This window comes from Deltaproteobacteria bacterium (genome assembly GCA_030690165.1).
Taxonomy (GTDB): Bacteria; Desulfobacterota; GWC2-55-46; order UBA9637; family UBA9637; genus JACRNJ01.
Genome location: JAUYHF010000033.1, coordinates 1 through 20,119 on the forward strand (window position 1 = coordinate 1; position 20,119 = coordinate 20,119).

The following is a 20,119-nucleotide window of genomic DNA, read 5'->3' on the forward strand; positions in this document are numbered from 1 at the left end:
ATCCATGGAGGAGATTGAACTACAGTAAACATGCTGACAGATATAAAGATATAAACAAAAAAGAATTGAGGGAGGCTGATACATAAAACAGGACATTTCTATTTTGGTAAGAATAGGACATTTCTATTTTGGCTTTACAGAGCCATAAATTTTTCTTGAATTTTGGGGAAATAAGCGTTAGTATACTGTATACAATATCAAAAAAGGATTAAAGGTTAGAGGTAAATAACGAAAGGAGGTAATTAAAAGTGGCGTTAAAGATTACTGAGGATTGTGTTGCATGCGGAGTATGCTTGCCGGAGTGTCCGGTCAATGCTATCAGCGAGGGGGATATCTATGTTATAGACCCTGCAACATGCGTAGAGTGCAAGGGGTATTATGATGAGCCGAAGTGCGCAGAGGTTTGTCCTGTTGACTGCTGTGTGCCGGCATAATTATGGGTTTTAGGGATTGAGGGTTAGGGGATAGCCCTGACCCTCGAACCCTGCTTTGGAGAAAACAATAAGATGAAAGACTTCGCAATATTCTGGGGTTGTACAATACCAGCCCGTTTTCCATTTCTTGAAAAATCAACGCGGATGGTTCTGGAGGGTTTTGATCTGCCCTACAGAGACCTCGACGGCTTTACATGCTGTCCTGAGAAATCGCTTGTAAATAATGTTGATCACGGCCTGTGGGTTCTTACTGCCGCAAGGAATATCGCGCTTCTGGATAAGGCGCAGGTTGACCTTGTAAGCCCGTGCACAGGCTGCGCATCCAATCTTGCGACAGTTAATTCAGAGCTTCATATGAATCATAAAGAGAAAGAGAGGGTTAACAACATATTGAAAGAGGTCGGCCTGGAATTTAAAGGCAAAAGCAAGCTCCGTCATCTTGTGCCGTTTTTTCATGACGAGGTCGGCATTCCAAAGATAAAGAATAAGATTATAAAGCCCTTTAATGGGATGAGGATTGCAATACATTATGGCTGCCACATGATACGGCCGAGTCATGCCTTGAAAAACGACGACCCGCTCGACCCGAAAAAGTTTGACAACCTCATAAGGGCAATGGGCGCAGAGAGCGTCCAATATATGACAAAGCTTATGTGCTGCGGTCAGGGACTTGACAGGGTTGACCAGCATGAAAATGCCCTGCATTTTGCAAGGATAAAACTTAAAGAACTTAAGGCTATGAATGTTGACGCAATGGCGCTTTGCTGTCCTTCCTGCTATCTCCAGTTTGACAATAACCAGTTCCTGATGGAAAAGGAAGGAGAAAAATTCGGCATACCGATACTCTATTTTTCGGAGCTTATGGGGCTTGCAATGGGATATAAGCCTGAAGAGTTAGGCCTCGATTCCCACAGGGTTGATGTAAACGGTTTCATGGAGAAGCTGGAGAGGCTTAACAGTGAGCTAATCAAGACAGAAGAAATCACAAAGGCAATGGAGGCAGGCTTTGGAATCGCTCAATCTTAAATTATTGGAGGTGTGCTCAAGATGCGGCGCATGTTATCATATATGCCCGTCGTGCATTAATCTGCCCGATTACGACCCAAGGGCTGTTATAAAAGATATACTGGCCGGCAAGTATGAAAAATGGCTGAATCACAAATCCATCTGGCAATGTCTTGAATGCCACCACTGCCTTGAGATATGTTTTCAGCACTACGGTTTTGAAAATGCAATGGCCGCTATGAGAACAGTTGCGTCAAAGAAAGGCATTACACCGCCTCAGGTAAAGAGAGGGTGGGACATGTTTATAAAAACGGGCAGACTCGGCGAGCCAATGGCATCGGCAAGAAAGAAGCTGAATCTGCCGGAGGCCGCAAAGAGCGGGGCAGAGGATTTTAAGAAGATGGTGAAAATATACCAGGAGGAAAAAACAGCAGGCAGTAAGGAGTAGGACTGCTTACTGAAATATTATATGAGCTACGATTTTCAGAAAGACATATCAGGCTGCGGCCTTGTCGGCATTATAAATAAGGACGGCAAGAGGATTGACGGCAGTTACATAAAAAAATCGCTCTGCCTTATGAACGACAGGGGAAACGGGCTTGGCGCAGGATATGCGGCATACGGCATATATCCAAAATATAAAGACCTGTATGCGTTTCATATAATGTATGACGAGCCGTCGGCAAAGACCATTGCCGAGGAGTATCTTAAAATCAACTATCACATTGAGAAAAAGGAAGAGATGCCGACCGCGCCTGTGGAAGGGATTACAATACACCCCATCCTGTGGAGGTATTTTGTAAAACCTCTCGCTCAAAAGGCAGAGAGGGAGATGGCAGACCTTTCCGACGACGATTTTGTTGTGCGGACCGTAATGAAGATAAACTCCGAGATAGAAGGCGCATATATATTCTCGAGCGGCAAAAACATGGGGGCGTTCAAGGGTGTTGGCATGCCTTCGGCCATTGCCAGATTTTTCAGGCTTGAAGAGTATGAAGGTTATATATGGACAGGCCACACGAGATTCCCTACAAACACGCCTGGCTGGTGGGGCGGCGCTCATCCGTTTACGCTCCTTGACTGGTCAATCGTGCACAACGGTGAAATATCGTCATACGGCATAAACAAAAGATACCTTGAGATGTACGGGTATAAGCTGACCCTTTTGACTGATACAGAGGTTGTTGCATATCTCTTTGATTTGCTTGTAAGGAGGCACGGCCTGGATATACCTACTGCATGCACTGCCCTTGCAGCGCCTTTCTGGAAAAATATTGACGATATGGATGGAGATAAAAGAGATGCAATAACTGCGATTAGAATGGTATACGGCAGCGCCTTGATGAACGGCCCATTTTCTATCTTATTCGGACACAGCAAAGGTCTCGTCGGATTAAATGACAGGATTAAATTAAGGCCCCTTGTCGCGGCAATAAAAGGAAAGACTGTTTATATGGCGAGTGAGGAATCTTCAATAAGGGAAATTTGTCCAAGCCCTGATAAGGTCTGGGCGCCGCGGGCAGGGGAGCCTGTGATTGCGGAATTGGAGGCGTAAATGTTTAAGAGTCTTGCAGTGCCGGAATTTCTGGCTAAAATAGATAAAGTAAAATGCATAAGGTGCAAAAGGTGCATCCAGAACTGCGGCTGGGGCGTGTATTCATGGGGCGGGGATAATGTCCTTATTGATACATTCAAATGCGTAAAATGTCTGCGGTGCTATCACTATTGCCCTGAAGAGGCGATTACAATAGAAGACAACCCTGTCCGATACAGAAACAATGCAAACTGGGGTTTTTACAATATAAGAAATATCAAAAAGCAGGCAGAGACAGGCGGCGTCCTGCTGACAGGCATGGGGAGCGATATGCCATATCCTGTGCTCTTTGACAGTCTCCTGATAGACGCATGTCAGGTTACAAATCCGTCCATTGACCCGCTGAGAGAGCCGATGGAGCTAAGGACATACCTCGGCAAAAAGCCTGCAAGGCTTGAATTTGAAAAAGGCCCTGACGGCAAATCAAAACTCAAGACAAAGATGCCTCCGCAGATAAAGCTGGATTTGCCGTTCATATTTGCGCCTATGTCATACGGCTCAATAAGCTTGAATGCGCAAAAGACCCTTGCCATAGCCGCAAAAGAACTTGGCATTGTAATGAATACCGGAGAGGGTGGGCTGCATGAGGAGATTTACCCCTATCGCAGCAATATAATAGTTCAGGTGGCATCAGGCAGATTCGGCGTAAATCCCGATTACTTAAATGCCGGGGTCGCTGTTGAAATAAAGATCGGCCAGGGCGCAAAGCCTGGAATAGGCGGACACCTCCCCGGAGAAAAGATACCCCTTGATATTGCTAAAACGAGAATGATACCTGTCGGCACAGATGCGCTTTCGCCGGCCCCGCAGCATGACATCTATTCCATAGAGGATTTAAAACAGCTCATATACGCTATAAAAGAGGCGACAAATTACACAAAGCCTGTTTCAGTAAAGATTGCGGCTGTGCACAATGTTGCCGCGATTGCGTCAGGCATTGTGAGGGCAGGCGCGGATATTGTTTATATAGACGGGTTCAGGGGCGGCACAGGCGCGGCGCCTTCTACTATAAGAGACCATCTCGGCATTCCGATAGAATATGCTATTGCCGCTGTTGATGAAAGGTTAAGGCAGGAAGGCATAAGGAACGAGGCCTCTATCATAGCCGCGGGCGGCATACGGAGCAGCGCGGATGCTGCCAAGGCGATTGCGCTTGGCGCTGATGCTGTTGCGCTGGGCACTTCCGCGCTTGTAACTATGGGCTGCACTGTCTGCGGCAAGTGCTATACAGGCAACTGCTCATGGGGTATAACAACACAGAGGCCTGAGCTTACAGTAAGGCTTAACCCTGAAATATTTGCAGAACGGCTTATAAATCTAATCCACGCATGGACACATGAACTGAAGGAGATACTCGGCGCGCTTGGCATAAATGCGGTAGAGAGCCTGAGGGGCAGCAGGGAAAGACTGCGCGGCGTCGGCATGGATGCACAGACGTTGGATATACTTGGTATAAAACCGGCGGGAAGGTAAAATAAAAATTCAAAATGCAAAGTGCAAAATGCAAAATTTGAAAAAGTCTTTTTAATTTGCAATTTACAATTTTCACTTTGCAATGGAGCGATGCGACATGCTTACCATAGACGCAAAAGGGGTTTACTACAGAGAGTTGAACAGCAAGGTTCGGGATGCTGTTTCCAAAGGCGAGAAGGAGATACTCCTCAAGAATGTCAACGGCCAGTATTATATCGGAGACGGCCTGCAGGGCGATGCAAAAATCACTATTGAGGGCGTGCCGGGCAATGACCTTGCCGCATTTATGGACGGTCCTACAATTATTATAAAGGCCAATGCGCAGGATAATATCAGCAACACTATGAACAGCGGAAAGGTTATCGTCCACGGCAATGCAGGCGATGTCCTGGGATACGGCATGAGGGGAGGGAAGCTTCACATCAAAGGCGATGTCGGCTACAGGGTCGGCATCCACATGAAGGGATATAAAAAGCAGATGCCGGTTATTATTGCAGGAGGCAAGGCAGGGGATTTTTTTGGCGAATATATGGCAGGCGGAATTTTAATCCTGCTTGGTCTTGACAGCAATGATAAAAGGCCGTTGGTAGGCGACTATCTTGGCACGGGTATGCACGGCGGGATGATATTTATAAGAGGCGCTGTTGACAAGAAACTGTGCGGGGCGGAAGTAGGGGTAATGGATTTAAACGAAGAGGATATCAAACTCCTTACAGACTATTTGAAAGATTACTGCAATGATTTCGGCCTTAAATTAGATGAGGTTATGAAGACCCCTTTCAAAAAACTTATTCCCGCATCACTTCGGCCATACGGAAACCTTTACGCATATTAAAAGGCGCCGGGCTTGAGGTTAATAAGAAAGAGTATCTGACCTGCGCTTTCAGGACTTAAAAGCAAAAGTGGCTTAAAAATCTTTAGATGCCTGGTTATATCAGGTCTTTTTGTTAAATTGTCTACAGAGAACGACAGATATTCCTCGGCCGCCAGATCACGCCACCGCAAGAGTTCCTTTCTGAAACCCCTCCGGGAATTCGCCGCTACCGTGAGGTCTGTTAAATAAAGTATCCTTTCGTAACAGAGTTTTAAACCTTCTTTATCCAGAGGAGAAAATAATCTCTTTGCCCTGTTCATCTCATTCGCTATCATGAGTATCTGCTGCACGGGTGGAAAAGACGACCATCTCTCTTGTGTAAGCGTAGAATGCTGAGCCATTTATAAAGCTTCTCCCTTTCCTATGAAATCAAAGGTTATCTCTTTAATCTTTTCCCGCAAATCCTCGTTTACGATTTCCATGCTGTTGTTTCCCCCCCCATATCCTTGAAGCCTTCGTCAACAAGCCTTTTCAATTCATCTTTATCTATTTTTGTAGTTATTAGTTTTATGTCAGACATAAAAATATGAGGAATGTCCCGTTCCACCTTTCTCCACTTATTTTATTACGGATATATCTCACGCCAGTTAATAATGGGGACATAGCGTTCAGAGGCTATAAAAACCCGCTCCAGGACAGGATCGGGCACCGTGGGGCCGGCCCAGACAGGATCGCTCGGCGTGGTAGATGGACTGCTCAGGGTGGACCATGCGGCGCTACCGCCGGTCAAGTGCATCTCCCGGATATCATCTGATCCTGCCGCGCTGTCTTCGTAAACTGCGGTAAGCACTGTCCTGCTTTGAGGAAGCGCCAGAAGCTGCACTAAAGCAGTATCATCTCCTACAGTAGTTGGGGCACCCCAGCTATTGGTAGCGGAATCCCACTGTTTTCTTGAAACATTTGCAGCATTTCCCCACACAAGCCATGCTTTCCCGGCATTTGCAGGATGGGTTTCAAACACTATGTCAAAGTTCCTGCTATCAGTATCTTCAGTGGTGCCATCATGCTCAGGATGCTGAGCAACTGTGTCCCATGCAATGCCGTTCCAGAGGCGCGTATTTAAGTCGCGGCCGTTGTCTTGAACCCCGACCATCAGTTGATTAGAACCAGGAGTAGGATTGGGCACCAATCTTATCCAATTCGCGACATCGGCCATTGTGCCAATCACAAGATCTGTACGCACTGGGTCTAATGTGACTGTAGCGCTATCCCAAATACGATACGGTAGTCTTTGGTTACCACCTCCTCGATCGTCGTCGCCCCAGATAAACATGGCTCTTCCCGATGTTTGCTCATAGGCCACATCGATAATCTTTGGGAAATCGTTCATGTTAGGGACGTTAGTATCGTTAACGGCGGTCGTGGTATCCCATGCTCCGGGAGCACCCATGTCATTCCATGCTGCCCCGGTCCAATACCGAGCATAGACGTCTGTATTGTTCTTAAGCGTAATCATGGCAATCTCATCGTTTTGAGGATTAGGCGCGAGTTCGATCCAAATCGGTCTCGCGCCAGCAATGGGTATATCCGCGGCAGCCGACCAAGGCGGTGTGCCATTCCAGATACGATAACTGGGGTTACCGTCACCATCGTTGTAGACCACGATTGCGCGGTCACTGGTGGTTTCATATTCAATATCAAAACCGCGATACAGGGAGTCGCCACCGCCAACGGTAAACAATAGCAGTGGGGCGCCCCATGTCTGTGTATTTCCATTCCATACTTGCACATTTATTGCACCGGTTGACGATAATGTCCCGAGAATTGCCTCATTGCGGGTTCTGGAGAACTTAAGAACCAAATATCGGATAGTAGATGGTACAGCGGTAGCGTTGCGTTCCGGTCCCCAGTTGGTCCCGTCCCACCGCCGGTAGTACACATTACCGTCAATGTTTGCCTTTGCATATACCATCATTGCCCCGGGCATCTGAATCCCTTTTTCAACAATGCGCTGGGCAGAACTATTGGTAACGGTGCCGGTGGAGCGGACAAGGCACTCTTCCTGCGCCGTATTAACGCCTGCGCCGGCATTGTGGAGAACAGCGGTGCTGCCTGCAACGCCACGTTGCGCTCCGGTAAAACAGGCAGGCGATGCAAACGGGGCGCAGGTTGTGGATGTTGCCGCATAGTTTATGTCTTCATTCTCTATTCTTATACGGCCGTGGCTGGCATAGCCTGCTGTGGAATTTACAGGGATTACCGTATCCGCGGCCGTAATATTGGCATCCAGGAGAACATTCATGGTGTGCAGGGTTGGGGCTGTTGTAAAACTACCGGCGCCTAATGAATTGGTATAGACAAGGGATGCGCATGGTGTGTTGTTTTTGACAAATTCGGTAAGCGCCTTTTCAATACCGCCTTCCGCGATATTGAACGCCTGCTCAGACTGGAGCTGGTTTATGGAAATATCGCTGCCTGTTGTAACCAGCGACACAAGCGCCGCGCCCATTACAGCAAGTATGAGCATGATGGCTATGACGGCGATTATGGATGCGCCTTTTTGATTTGAGATAATATCTATTTTTTCAGCCATTCTATCTCTACTATCCACCTTCATCCCCTTTGCATATAGTGCCAGGCTTTAGTTTTTTGAGTATAACTTATCGTAAAAAGCATGTCAATCTTACCCAGGTTCAGCTTTGCAAAAAGATTATCCTTGAATGGACAGCAGTTCTTCTTGTAGAATGCATTCTGTGGCAAATATGGATTAGGGGGGATATATGTCCAGAAAGGCGCAGATAATCAGAAAAACAAAAGAAACAGATATAACCCTTTCTTTAAATCTGGATGGCAATGGCGCGTATAATATTCATACATCCATCCCTTTCCTTGACCACATGCTGTCGCTGTTTGCAAGGCATGGGCTGTTTGATTTAAAGATAAAGGCAAAGGGAGACATTGAAATAGACTATCACCATACAGTTGAGGATGTCGGGATATGTCTCGGCGATGCCTTGAAAAAGGCGCTTGGCAGCAAGGCTGGCATTAAAAGGTATGGCAATGCCACAGTGCCTATGGATGAGGCCATTGCGTCAGCGGCAATTGATGTCAGCGACAGGCCTTATCTGGTTTATAAATTGACATTGCCTAAAAAGAGCAGGATAAAAAACTTTAATGCAGACCTTGTGGAGGATTTTCTTCAGGCCGTTGTTTCAAGAAGCGGGATTACCCTGCATGTCTCTTCGGCCTATGGAAGAAATATCCATCATATAATAGAGGCTGTGTTCAAGGCATTTGGCAGGGCTTTGAAAGAGGCCGTAAGCATAGACCCAAGGATAAAGGGTGTAATGTCAACGAAGGGAAGGCTGTGAGTGATTGCCATAATTGATTATGACATGGGAAATCTGAGGAGCGTTCAGAAGGGTTTTGAAAGGGTTGGACACAACTGCATTATTACAAGAAACCCGGAGGAAATTTCCAATGCAAGCCATGTGGTTCTGCCCGGGGTCGGCGCATTTAAGAATTGTATGGACAACCTCAGGAATTACGGCCTTATTGAACCCATATTAAATGCCATAAAATCAGGCAGGCCCTTTTTGGGCATATGCCTCGGTCTTCAGCTTCTATTTTCGGAAAGTGAAGAGTTTGGAAAACACAAAGGGCTTGATGTTATTAAGGGCAAGGTGGTAAGATTTCCATCCGAATCCCATGCCCATCTTAAGATCCCCCATATGGGCTGGAATGACATAAAAATAAAGAATAGGCCGGCTGTCCTGAAAGACATTCCGGACGGCTCTTACCTCTACTTTGTCCATTCATACTATGTTGCGCCTGAGGATGCAGATGTTATAGCAACGACAACTTTCTACGGGATAGACTTTGCAAGCAGTATCTGGAAAGACAATATATTTGCATGCCAGTTTCACCCTGAAAAGAGCCAGAAGACAGGGCTTAAGATATTAAAAAATTTCGGCGACATGAAAGGATAAACTTTATGATAATCATCCCGGCCATAGACATAAAAAATGGCAAATGCGTCCGTCTCACGCAGGGGAGGATGGATGCAGAAACAGTATATTCTGAAAACCCTGTTGAAATAGCAAAGAGGTGGGAGGACTGCGGCGCAAAACTGATCCACCTTGTTGACCTTGATGGCGCAATTGAAGGGGCGCCGAAGAATATGGACATTATAAAAAAGATAATAAGCGCTATAAAAACACCTGTTGAGATTGGCGGCGGAATCAGGGACGCAGGCATTATTAAAGACTATCTCGGCATTAAAGGCGTAAGGCGTGTAATCATAGGGACAGTGGCTGAGGAAAACCCTGAGTTTGTGGAAAAGGCATGCAGGGAGTTTCCCGGAGGCATAGCAGCAGGGATAGATGCTGTAGATGGCATGGTTGCAACGCGCGGCTGGGTAAAGGTTACTAAGGAGAAGGCAACTAATCTGGCAAAAAAGCTTGAGGGGCTTGGAGTATCATGCATAATTTATACAGACATATCAAGGGATGGAATGCTCACAGGCCCGAATGTGAAGGCCACAAAAGAGATGGCGCATGCAGTAAATATACCGGTGATTGCGTCCGGCGGCATGAGCTCTGTTAAGGATATAGAGGGTTTTAAAGGTATGAAACTGGAAGGAATAATAATCGGCAAGGCCCTTTATACAGGGGATATAGATTTAAAAGAGGCGATAGAAACAGCTGAAATGCTCAATCTCTGACGGAGTATGCAGGAAAAGGGTGAGACAGCAGATTTTGACGTGGGGGTTTTACTGTCTCTCTTGCGCAGGATGAGGCATATCCATTCCCCTCTACTATAAGTCTTGAAGGGCTTGAAACCCAGCCGCTTATATACAACCTCAACCTCCCTGACCCTATCTTTTAATACTCCGGACAGTATCAAAAATCCATTATCCATTATCCTTGCCTTAAGATGGCCGGCAATCTTTATGAGCTCTTCAGCAATTATATTTGCAAAGATTATAGAAAATCTATTTTTAATCTTTTCCAAAGGTTTGCCGGTTAGTTTGACGATACTGCTTACCTTGTTCAATCTGATATTTTTCTTTGCAACCTTTATGGCCTCCGGATCTATGTCAAGGCCAACCGCATTTTCCGCTCCGAGTTTTGCAGCGGCTATGGCAAGGATTCCAGAGCCTGTTCCAACATCAAGAACGCTATTCCCTTTGATAGCATTGGCGAGTTTGACGACTGCCTTGAGACACATCATGGTTGATGCGTGAGAGCCTGTGCCAAATGCCATTCCCGGGTCTATCTCTATAATTATCCTCCCCGGCTTCCTCTCAACTTTTTTCCATGTTGGCTTTATGATTAAGCTGTTGGAGACCCTGATTGGCTTTATATGCTCCTTCCATTTACTAAGCCAATCCATGTTTTCAAAGAAGCTCCCTTTATATGTCCACCCGAATTTTTTAAGGCTTTTCTTTAACAAAATCCTATTTTTGTTAAGAGATAAATCTGCCGGGATATATGCCTTTATGATCTTTTTATCTTCCTGTCCCTCTTCCAGCACGGCAGGGCTTCCGGCCTCTATTAACAGGCCTGTTATTGATTCTGCCGCCTTTGCAGGACCGATGGCTGTTATTTCAAACCATTTTTTTATCATCTCGCTACCCAACTATCTGCCTTGCAGCGCCTTTATCATTTCATCATGAATCAAACAATTACTTGCCAGAGTTTCGCCTGAATAGAGGGAAAATTCTTTGCCGTTAAAGCCTGTTACCATGCCACCGGCCTCTTTAATTATAAGCCATGCCGCAGCAGTATCCCACGGTTTCAGCTTCATCTCCCAGAAACCGTCAATCCTTCCGCAGGCAACATAACACATATCCAGCGCGGCCGAGCCTGCCCTTCTTATGGCCTGAGCCCTTACGGCGAAATTTGCAAAATGGGCGATGTTATTGTCCCGGGATGTCCTGATATCGTACGGAAACCCGGTTGCAAGAAGGCTTTTTGTAAGCTCTTTAATATCGGACACCTTTATCTTTTTGTTGTTGAGATATGCCCCTTTGTTTTTTTCTGCTGTAAACAATTCATTTAGCATTGGATTGTAAACAGCGCCAAGGATTATTCCTTCCCCGCTTTTTTCTAACGCAATAGATACGCAAAAAACAGGAAATCCGTGTGAATAGTTTGTGGTGCCGTCCAACGGGTCAATTATCCAACGGTATCCTGAATCGGATTTTTGCTCCAGGCTCTCCTCTGTCAGTATCCCATGCTCAGGAAACTTATTTTTAATTATTTTCATTATCAGGTCCTCTGCCTTCCTGTCCATCTCTGTTACAATATCTATCGCGCCCTTGAATTCAATGCGATGCGCATTGCCGATATTTTTTTTAAGAATGGCTCCGGCGCTTTTAGCAGCGGTAATGGCTGTTTTTTTAAATGTGTTTGTCATAATTGGCTGCACTTTGAGAAGATAAGCGGTTAATAGGTTTAGAAGCGTATAGCCTACATCTCTAATATAAGCGGAAGTATAATTGGTTTTCTTTCCAGCGCCTTGTTAAAAAACCTCCTGAGGGCCTTTCTTATCTCTTCCTTAACCTCAAGCCAATCGGTCTTTGCCTCTGTATTTATATTGCCAAGCGCCCCCAGGACTACATTTTTAGCGTCCTCAAGAAGTTCGGCAGACTCCTGCTCAAATATAAGCCCCCTTGTGATTATGTCCGGGCCGTATATGACCTCCCCTGTTTTTTCATTCAACGCCAAAATAGCAATCACCAATCCATCCTGCGAAAGGTGTTTTCTGTCTTTCAACACCATGTCGCCCACATCTCCGACACCCTTGCCGTCCACAAAGACCTTTCCATACTCAACCTTTTCTCTAACAGACATACTGTCCTTTGTAATCTCCACAACATCGCCGTCTTCAGCAAGGATAATATTCTCTTTTTTTATCCCCACCTTTTCTGCAAGCTGGCTGTGTTTTACCAGATGCCTGTACTCGCCGTGTATCGGGATAAAATATTTGGGCCTGACCATATTGAGCATTATCTTGAGTTCCTCCTGGCTTGCATGGCCGGAGACATGTATCTCAGACACCTTTTCATATATAACCTCTGCCCCGCGTCTGTATAGGTGGTTCATCATGTTGGAGATTGCCTTTTCATGCCCTGGAATAAACTTAGAGGAAAGGATAACAGTGTCGCCCCTCTGAACCTTTATCTGTTTATGGTCATTCATTGCCATTCTGGTTAAAGCGCTCATCGGTTCGCCCTGGCTCCCTGTTGTCAAAAGGCAGACCCTCTGCGGCGGGAGACTGTCAATTTCTCTCAAATCAACTATAAGCCCGTCCGGTGCCTTAAGATAGCCGAGTTCCTGCGCTATTCCCACATTGCCTACCATACTCCTGCCGTTAAGCAGGACCTTTCTTCCAAATTTTTCCGCAACATCCATCACTTGCTGAACCCTGTGGATATTAGACGAAAAAGCGGCGATGATGATCCGTCCTTCACTTTTACTGAATATTTCTTCAAAGGTTGTGCCTACATCCCTCTCGGACACTGTATAGCCTTCCTTTTCCACATTCGTGGAATCAGAAAGGAGCAAGAGAGCGCCCCTTTCGCCGTATTCTGAAAATCTGGCATAATCCAGCACCTCTCCGTCAACCGGTGTCTGGTCAAGCTTAAAGTCGCCGGTGTGGATTACAACACCAACAGGGGTTGTAATTGCAAGGCCTACACCGTCGGCAATTGAATGGCTTACCCTTATGAATTCTATCTCAAACGGGCCAATAGAAACCTTTCCACGGGGCTTGACAGTCTTAAACTCTGTATCTTTATTAAGATTAAATTCCTCAAGTTTTTGCTTAATAAGACCAAGGGTAAGCGCTGTCCCATATATCGGCGCTTTTATGTCCCGCAGGACAAACGGCAGAGCGCCTGTATGGTCCTCGTGGCCGTGTGTTATAAGAAAGGCCTTAACTTTCTCTCTGTTTTTTCTAAGGTAGGATATGTCAGGAATGACTATGTCTATTCCGAGCATATAATCTTCAGGAAACATCAGGCCGCAATCTATGACAATTATAGTATCATCATATTCCATAACCATCATATTCAGGCCTATTTCGCCAAGACCGCCAAGCGGAATAATGCGGAGGGGATTTTGCATAGCTGTATTTTCCATAATGCCGGCTAACATACCACAACAGCAGTTAAGCGTCAAAAACTATCTTTTTTTCGTATTGACTTAACCTTTTTGTATATGCTAATTTTTAAAATCAAGTATACTTTTTTAAAGGCGGAGCAATGGCTGAAGATATCGTAGCAAATAATATTGAGGAATTAAAACGCCTCATCCAGAAGAAGGATGATAAGGCTGTGACCGGTTTTATCTCTCACCTTCATCAATCTGATATCGCCAAACTCCTTACAGGCCTTGAAGATGAGGAAAAGATAGCGGTCTTCGGGCTACTCCCCCCCGAAGCGGCTTCAAATGTGCTTTTGGAGGTAGATGAAAAGACAAGGGAAAAACTCATTGCGTCAATATCAAAGGCAGAACTTACAGAGATCGTGGATGAGATGGCAACTGATGATGCCGCTGATGTGATTGCAGAACTCCCGCACGAAGAGGCAAAAACAGTCCTTGAGGGCATAGGCTGGGAAGAATCCGCAGAGGTTCAAAAGCTTCTTAAATATCCTGAGGATACTGCCGGCGGTATAATGCAGACCGAGATGGTGATGGTAAGTGAGGATGCCACCATTCAGGAAACCATAGAGCAGGTGCGGACAAAAAGCGAGGGAATGTCTAATGTACATAATGTCTTTGTTGTAGATGATTCCTTACGGCTTATAGGGCTTGTCCCGCTGGAAAAGCTGATCCTTACAAGACCGCACCTGCCGATCAAAGATATCATGAATAATAAACCGGTTAAGGTGTTGGCTGAGACAGACCAGGAAGAGGTTGCCAGGATATTCCAGAAATATGACCTTGTTACCCTGCCCGTTGTAGATAAAGATGACAGGCTTCTGGGCAGAATTACCATAGATGATGTCATGGATGTTATAGAAGAAGAAATCTTTGAGGACTTTTACAAGATGGCAAGCCTCAATACGGATGAGAGAGTGCTGGACTCACCTTCAAGATCGTTTAAAATGAGGTTCCCCTGGCTCCTTATAAATCTCGCAACAGCTTTCCTTGCAGCAAGCGTTGTAAAGGTGTTTGAAAATACAATCCAGACTGTTGTTACATTGGCGGTTCTCATGCCGGTTGTCGCAGGAATGGGCGGCAATGCGGCAACCCAGACGATTACCGTGGTTGTCAGGGGGCTTGCCCTCGGAGAACTGGAATTAAAACATGCAAAGAAGGTGCTTTTAAAAGAGGTCATGGTTGGTTTTGCCAATGGCGCATTAAACGGCATAGTAGCTGCGGCTGCCGCATATTTCCTTGGTGTGAATTATATGATAGGGGTGCTCCTGTTTCTTGCCATGATTGCCAACCTTGTAATAGCAGGTTTCAGCGGAACCATTATCCCGTTGATACTTAAGTGGTATAAGGCAGACCCGGCGCTTTCAGCGACAGTCTTTGTTACCACCTGCACTGATGTAGGCGGCTTTTTCTCGTTTCTGGGGCTTGCGGCAGTGTTTATTAAATATGGATTGCTTTAACCCCCTCACCCTTCCCTCTCCCCAAAGGGGAGAGGATTAAGGTGAGGGGAAATTTTTATAATATGACCGGTCATTTTAATACAGAGGCTATTGTCTTAAACTCAATGGATTACGGAGAATCTGATAAGATAGTAACAATTTACACATTGGAATTTGGCAAGATTAAAGGCATAGCAAAGGGCGCCAAGCGGAGCAAAAAAAGATTTGTAAACAATCTTGAACCATTCTCATATATAAGGTTGTTGTTTTTCCAGAAACAGGGCAGGGATCTTGTGATGCTGGAGCAGGCCGATATTATCAAAAGATTTGACAGCCTTTTCCTGGAGATAGACAGGATTGCCTTTGGAAGCTACTGTCTTGAGCTGCTTAATGAGATGACGCCGGAAGGTCAAAAAAATCAAAAGGCCTTTGAACTCCTCCTGGAATCTCTCATCATGCTTGATAAAGGCGCCAACATCAGAACCATTGTGATGTTTTTTGAGATGAAACTTTTATCCATACTCGGCTATCACCCTCATCTTGATATGTGTGTTGTATGTAAAAAGCCGGCCACAAGAGCCGGCGCTGCTGAAACAAAGATATTTTTTTCCTCTGTTAGAAGTGGTATACTGTGCCTTAATTGCAAGGCGATGGAGAGGTCTCTTATTTCTGTTTCTCCAGGGACAATAAAATTTCTCATGCTGGCGGCAAAGATTGATGTTGACAAGGCTGACAGAATAACCATGCCAGATTGGGCAGTAGAAGAATGCAAAAAGATTATGGATGATTTTCTAAGGTATCAGTTAGGCAAGGAGTTAAAGAGTAAAAGATTTTTGGAAAAAATACAGGTACTGGGCGCGGGCTATAAGCGGTGACAACTATATATTTTCAGGACATAATAACAAATCTGCAGATATACTGGGCAAAAGAGGGATGTGTAATCTGCCAGCCGTATGATATGGAAAAAGGCGCAGGGACATTCAATCCCGCCACATTTTTAAGGGTTCTTGGGCCTAAGCCGTGGAAGGCTGCGTATGTGGAGCCGTCGCGGCGTCCCACAGACGGCCGTTACGGTGAAAATCCGAATAGGCTTCAGCACTATTATCAGTTTCAGGTTATCCTGAAACCGTCTCCTGACGATATTCAGGACATATATCTGAAGAGCTTAAAAAAACTCGGCATAAATCCGTTAAGGCATGATATACGATTTGTTGAGGACGACTGGGAATCGCCTACACTGGGCGCATGGGGGCTCGGCTGGGAGGTATGGCTTGACGGCATGGAGATAACGCAGTTTACATATTTTCAGCAGGCAGGCGGCATGGAACTTAAGCCGGTTTCCGGCGAGATTACTTACGGCCTTGAGAGGATAGCGATGTATCTGCAGGGTGTTGACAACATCTTTGATATAGAGTGGGCAAAGGGGATTAAATATAGTAATGTCCATTACAGGGACGAGGTTGAATATTCATTCTATAATTTTCAGGATGCTGATATAGATATGCTTTTTAAGCTGTTTGATATGTATGAGAAGGAGGCCTTAAGGCTTCTTGAGAAAAGCCTTGTGCTGCCCGCGTATGATTACTGCCTGAAAAGCTCCCATACATTCAATCTCCTTGACGCAAGAGGCGCCATAAGCGTGGCCGAGAGGACAAGGTTCATAGGAAGGGTGAGGGATATTACAAAAAAATGCGCGGAGGAGTATTTAAAAAAAGGGTGAGGTTAAGAGTTTATTTTTATGCGTATTCAAGAAGCATACGACACAATAAAACAAGACCTTAAAGATGTGGATCTTGAGTTCAGGAAAAATCTTGACTCAGATGTCCACCTCATTAAAAAGGTCGGGGAATATGTCTTAAACAACGGAGGAAAGCGGCTGAGGCCGTCACTTCTGCTCCTGTCCGCCAGACTTTGCGGCTATCAGGGCAGCCGCCACATACCGCTTGCCACGGTCATAGAGTTTATCCACACAGCCACGTTGCTCCATGACGATGTTGTTGACAATGCAGGTATACGAAGGGGAAAGGCCGCCGCAAATACCCTCTGGGGAAGAGGCGCAAGCATCCTTATAGGCGATTTCCTTTTTTCCAAATCATTTTACCTTACAGTGGCTGATGGCGATTTAAATATCCTTAAGGTCTTATCGTCAACTACTACACGGATGGCAGAGGGCGAGGTCTTGCAGCTCCTTAAAGACAGCGATGTGGAAACTACAGAGAGGGATTACCTGGCTGTTGTAACAAATAAAACCGCATCGCTTATATCTGTCGCATGTCAGATAGGGGCAATATTAGGAAAGGCGTCTGCAGAAAAAGAAAAAGCCCTTGCCGGATACGGCATGGATGTAGGCATAGCATTTCAATTAGTAGATGACTGTCTGGACTACACCTCAAGCAATGAGGAATTGGGCAAGGCAATTGGGAATGATTTGAAAGAGGGAAAGATAACGCTTCCGTTAATACACGTCATTAAAAATGCCGCAGCCTCAGAAAGGGAAGAGATACTGACAGCTATAAAGGCCGACGACCTTAAAAATTCGCAGCTTTCATCGGTAATCAGCTTAATCAATAAATATAAAGGGATAGATTACACCTTAAGCAGGGCAAGACAGTATGTGGAAAATGCAAAGGCCTGTCTTAATATATTTGAACCGAATGTTGAATGGGCTGCGCTTATAGCCCTTGCGGATTATGCGGTGGAAAGAACATATTAAAACAGGTTGAGGTTTAGAATTCCCTCAGCCTTAACCTTAACCTTTTATCTTATGACTCTTTCTGAAAAGGCAAAAAAGGTTCTGGACATCCTTGAGAAAGAATATCCAAATCCAAAAATCGCATTAAATTTCAAGACCCCCCTTGAACTCCTCATAGCAACAATACTTTCTGCGCAATGCACTGATGAAAGGGTAAATAAAACAACACCTGTCCTGTTTAAGAAATACAAAAAGACAAAAGACTATGATGAGGCTGATTTGAAAGAACTGGAAGGGTATATCAGTTCTATAAATTTTTTTAGAAATAAAGCAAAAAATATCCAGGCCTGCTGTAAAAAGATTGTGAATGAGTTTGGAGGGGAGATTCCTGATACGTTGGAAAGGCTGATAACACTTCCCGGTATTGGCAGAAAGACAGCTAATATTGTCCTCGGCAGCGCATTCGGTAAAGATGCCATTGCAGTTGATACCCATGTAAAGCGCGTCTCCAACCGCATCGGCCTCGCTTCTTCTGATAAACCTGACAAGATTGAAGAGGAACTCTGTAAGATTATTCCACAGAAGAGATGGATAAAGGCAACAAATCTTTTAATACTTCATGGAAGGAATACATGTGTCGCAAAAAAGCCGAAATGCGAAATATGCAAAATAAAGGATTACTGCAACTACTTTAAGGGTTCAGACACATAAAGATTGATGCTAATTTACCCCATGTATTACAAGGAATGACCGATGCTTAAAGAAAAGACAGAATCAATCTATCCTGCCCGAAAATCAAATTTTGGTGCAGTTATTTGACCAAATCCGAACCTATTTTGAACGGAGCTGGCGCTTCGGCTCGGGCGAGGCGGAATTCCCCCCACCCCCCTTCCGCCTCGCCCTCGCTTGGGCTGGCGAAAATTTTTGCGGCGGGGTTTTCAAATACCTGCCTTCAAGTTTGCAAAGAAATTATAATAAATCCTATCTAAAAAATCCACCCGATAGATTTCTGTATTTCCATTCACTACATCCACGATAGAGTGATATAAATTTTGTTGCTTGTCTTTTGATTGTTGACATACCAACTCAAATTCCCAACAGCCAAAAATGTAAAAATTATCTGATTGCTCTTTCATTTTTTCTTTAATTTTTTCTCTCGCATACCTATTTATGGCGAACATTTCGTCTAAAAATACTATAATGTTTATAATTTTTTGATTTTTGTAATTTATCCCGTCAACCTTACCGTCTTTGAGGTGTTTTTCCTTTTTAGCAATCTTATCCACTTCTTTTGCTATATCGCCAAGCAACCCTTCAATACCGGTGCCATTGGTGTTTTGTATCCCTGCTTTTGAATAGTTATCAATTTTTCGCTTTTTGCATTCAATCTGGAAGATATACTCGTCTGAAACTAAAATCCAATCAGCACTTTTCCACTCCTCGCCATCTATTTTGTAAGTTTTTTCTGGAAAAATTTGTGCTCGGCTCAAAACATCAATATTGTATTGTTTTATAAATTCACCGATATACACTTCAAAAATTGTTCCGATTTCCTTAAATAGATTATCCTTTTCCTTTGCTTCAAGTTTATCAAGCAAAACATAATACAAGCCCTCAAAAGAACCATAGAGAAAATCGGAAAGAGATGGAATGATATACTGCTCGTTTTTCTTTTCTGAATTCGTTTTAATAACAGGAAACCTTTTTAGTGGATTAAACTCATACTTTTTTAGCGTTACTTCGGCTAACTCATATTTTTTATATTCTTTCTGAAACTGCTCGGGTGTTATCGCAAAAATATCAAAAAATTTAAGAATATTTTCTTCTGTCAATAATGGCTTAAGAGCTTCAATTGTGGTGTTTACATAACTGTCCATCAAAAACGAGGTGGCAAATTTTCCATCTTCCCTTGGACAAAAATTGGCATAAATACAAGTGCCGATTTTCATTGCCTTAAAAATTTCAAGTCCTAGTGCCTGATCTAACCTTGTGCCCAATGCATTGTTACGCTCAAAAATTTTTGAAAAAATCCAAAAATATCTGGCTATAATGCTGGAGTGAAATCTCAAATAATACCACTGGTGATTGGTTGATCTAATCACCCATAACCAACCCTTATCTTTTGTTTCGCCATCTGTCTCTATTTTATGTAAATCAATTTCAAGATTGCCGTATAAATAGATTAGATTTAACAGATCGACATCGTTGTATTGAATATCTTTTTTCTCACAATTCACTAAAACCTGTTTTGCAATGAAAGATACAAGGTCTCTCGTTAGCATTCCCGCTCTCAATTTAATTTTCGGAGAGGCATAAAATTCAAATTCTATATTCGCATTTACATAAACTTGATTTCCCATTAAGGCACCAAGTTTCTGCAAAAACATCAATGAACCAACCGAATCAAAAATTTTTACTATTGAATTAAAATCATCAATCGTAAAGTTTCTTGAAAATTCTATATCAGATGAAGTTTGAATTTTGATATTGGCCATATTGT

General features: G+C 44.3%; 20 protein-coding genes. 14 read left to right on the plus strand and 6 right to left on the minus strand.

From position 1 onward, the window contains the following. Positions 1-248: 248 nt before the first annotated feature. The 6 genes from Q8P28_05675 to Q8P28_05700 all read left to right on the plus strand — a co-directional run bounded on the left by Q8P28_05675 (position 249) and on the right by Q8P28_05700 (position 5,341). The gene (locus Q8P28_05675; protein ID MDP2682281.1) at positions 249-434 is read left to right on the plus strand and encodes a 4Fe-4S binding protein; all 186 of its coding nucleotides are present in this window, start codon (positions 249-251) and stop codon (positions 432-434) included. 72 nt (positions 435-506) lie between these two features. Next, positions 507-1,460, plus strand: coding sequence for a CoB--CoM heterodisulfide reductase iron-sulfur subunit B family protein (locus tag Q8P28_05680; protein ID MDP2682282.1), 954 nt, complete (start codon positions 507-509; stop codon positions 1,458-1,460). After that, a complete protein-coding gene (locus tag Q8P28_05685; protein MDP2682283.1) occupies positions 1,441-1,887 on the plus strand; it encodes a 4Fe-4S dicluster domain-containing protein in 447 nt (148 codons plus the stop codon). The genes Q8P28_05680 and Q8P28_05685 overlap by 20 nt, the downstream gene beginning before the upstream one ends. A 21-nt stretch (positions 1,888-1,908) precedes the next feature. Further along, entirely contained in the window at positions 1,909-2,994 is a 1,086-nt protein-coding gene (locus Q8P28_05690) for a glutamine amidotransferase family protein (protein MDP2682284.1), read from the plus strand. Continuing rightward, positions 2,995-4,506: a glutamate synthase-related protein gene (locus Q8P28_05695; GenBank protein ID MDP2682285.1), complete on the plus strand. Its 1,512-nt coding sequence runs from the start codon at positions 2,995-2,997 to the stop codon at positions 4,504-4,506. Positions 4,507-4,588: 82 nt separating this feature from the next. Next, the gene (locus tag Q8P28_05700) at positions 4,589-5,341 is read left to right on the plus strand and encodes a hypothetical protein (protein ID MDP2682286.1); all 753 of its coding nucleotides are present in this window, start codon (positions 4,589-4,591) and stop codon (positions 5,339-5,341) included. On the opposite strand, the gene Q8P28_05705 is transcribed toward Q8P28_05700, so the two are convergent. Beyond that, positions 5,338-5,721: a hypothetical protein gene (locus Q8P28_05705; protein MDP2682287.1), complete on the minus strand. Its 384-nt coding sequence runs from the start codon at positions 5,719-5,721 to the stop codon at positions 5,338-5,340. The two genes, Q8P28_05700 and Q8P28_05705, sit on opposite strands and share 4 nt — an antisense overlap. Before the next feature lie 224 nt (positions 5,722-5,945). Beyond that, on the minus strand, positions 5,946-7,937 hold the full coding sequence (locus Q8P28_05710; protein ID MDP2682288.1) for a hypothetical protein: 1,992 nt from the start codon (positions 7,935-7,937) through the stop codon (positions 5,946-5,948). A 163-nt stretch (positions 7,938-8,100) separates the two neighbouring features. Here Q8P28_05710 and hisB point away from each other — a divergent pair, with 163 nt between their 5' ends. From hisB to hisA, 3 genes are read left to right on the plus strand one after another with little or no spacing between them, the layout of a single operon-like run. Continuing rightward, complete coding sequence (gene hisB / locus Q8P28_05715; GenBank protein MDP2682289.1) at positions 8,101-8,691, plus strand: imidazoleglycerol-phosphate dehydratase HisB; 591 nt, start codon at positions 8,101-8,103, stop codon at positions 8,689-8,691. Further along, positions 8,692-9,309 (plus strand): imidazole glycerol phosphate synthase subunit HisH, encoded by a 618-nt coding sequence (gene hisH / locus Q8P28_05720; GenBank protein ID MDP2682290.1) that lies wholly within the window; start codon positions 8,692-8,694, stop codon positions 9,307-9,309. A gap of 5 nt (positions 9,310-9,314) precedes the next feature. Next, positions 9,315-10,043: a 1-(5-phosphoribosyl)-5-[(5-phosphoribosylamino)methylideneamino]imidazole-4-carboxamide isomerase gene (gene hisA, locus Q8P28_05725; protein MDP2682291.1), complete on the plus strand. Its 729-nt coding sequence runs from the start codon at positions 9,315-9,317 to the stop codon at positions 10,041-10,043. Here the strand turns inward: hisA and prmA are convergent. The 3 genes from prmA to Q8P28_05740 are packed head-to-tail and all read right to left on the minus strand — an operon-like array spanning position 9,983 to position 13,467. Continuing rightward, a complete protein-coding gene (gene prmA / locus Q8P28_05730; protein ID MDP2682292.1) occupies positions 9,983-10,948 on the minus strand; it encodes a 50S ribosomal protein L11 methyltransferase in 966 nt (321 codons plus the stop codon). The genes hisA and prmA overlap by 61 nt on opposite strands. 12 nt (positions 10,949-10,960) lie before the next feature. Further along, positions 10,961-11,740, minus strand: coding sequence for an inositol monophosphatase family protein (locus tag Q8P28_05735; protein ID MDP2682293.1), 780 nt, complete (start codon positions 11,738-11,740; stop codon positions 10,961-10,963). A gap of 53 nt (positions 11,741-11,793) precedes the next feature. Continuing rightward, a complete protein-coding gene (locus Q8P28_05740) occupies positions 11,794-13,467 on the minus strand; it encodes a ribonuclease J (protein MDP2682294.1) in 1,674 nt (557 codons plus the stop codon). A 122-nt stretch (positions 13,468-13,589) separates the two neighbouring features. Here Q8P28_05740 and mgtE point away from each other — a divergent pair, with 122 nt between their 5' ends. From mgtE to nth, 5 genes are all read left to right on the plus strand, one after another. Continuing rightward, positions 13,590-14,948 carry a magnesium transporter gene (gene mgtE / locus Q8P28_05745; GenBank protein ID MDP2682295.1) on the plus strand — a complete coding sequence of 453 codons (1,359 nt, stop codon included), beginning with the start codon at positions 13,590-13,592 and terminating at the stop codon, positions 14,946-14,948. Between the two features lie 62 nt (positions 14,949-15,010). Further along, complete coding sequence (gene recO, locus Q8P28_05750; protein ID MDP2682296.1) at positions 15,011-15,802, plus strand: DNA repair protein RecO; 792 nt, start codon at positions 15,011-15,013, stop codon at positions 15,800-15,802. 5 nt (positions 15,803-15,807) lie between these two features. Continuing rightward, entirely contained in the window at positions 15,808-16,647 is an 840-nt protein-coding gene (locus tag Q8P28_05755; protein ID MDP2682297.1) for a glycine--tRNA ligase subunit alpha, read from the plus strand. 18 nt (positions 16,648-16,665) lie between these two features. Continuing rightward, positions 16,666-17,640: a polyprenyl synthetase family protein gene (locus Q8P28_05760; protein MDP2682298.1), complete on the plus strand. Its 975-nt coding sequence runs from the start codon at positions 16,666-16,668 to the stop codon at positions 17,638-17,640. 51 nt (positions 17,641-17,691) lie between these two features. Further along, the gene (gene nth, locus Q8P28_05765; protein MDP2682299.1) at positions 17,692-18,330 is read left to right on the plus strand and encodes an endonuclease III; all 639 of its coding nucleotides are present in this window, start codon (positions 17,692-17,694) and stop codon (positions 18,328-18,330) included. 227 nt (positions 18,331-18,557) lie between these two features. Here the strand turns inward: nth and Q8P28_05770 are convergent, their stop codons facing one another. Continuing rightward, positions 18,558-20,114, minus strand: coding sequence for a hypothetical protein (locus Q8P28_05770; GenBank protein ID MDP2682300.1), 1,557 nt, complete (start codon positions 20,112-20,114; stop codon positions 18,558-18,560). Positions 20,115-20,119 lie beyond the last annotated feature (5 nt).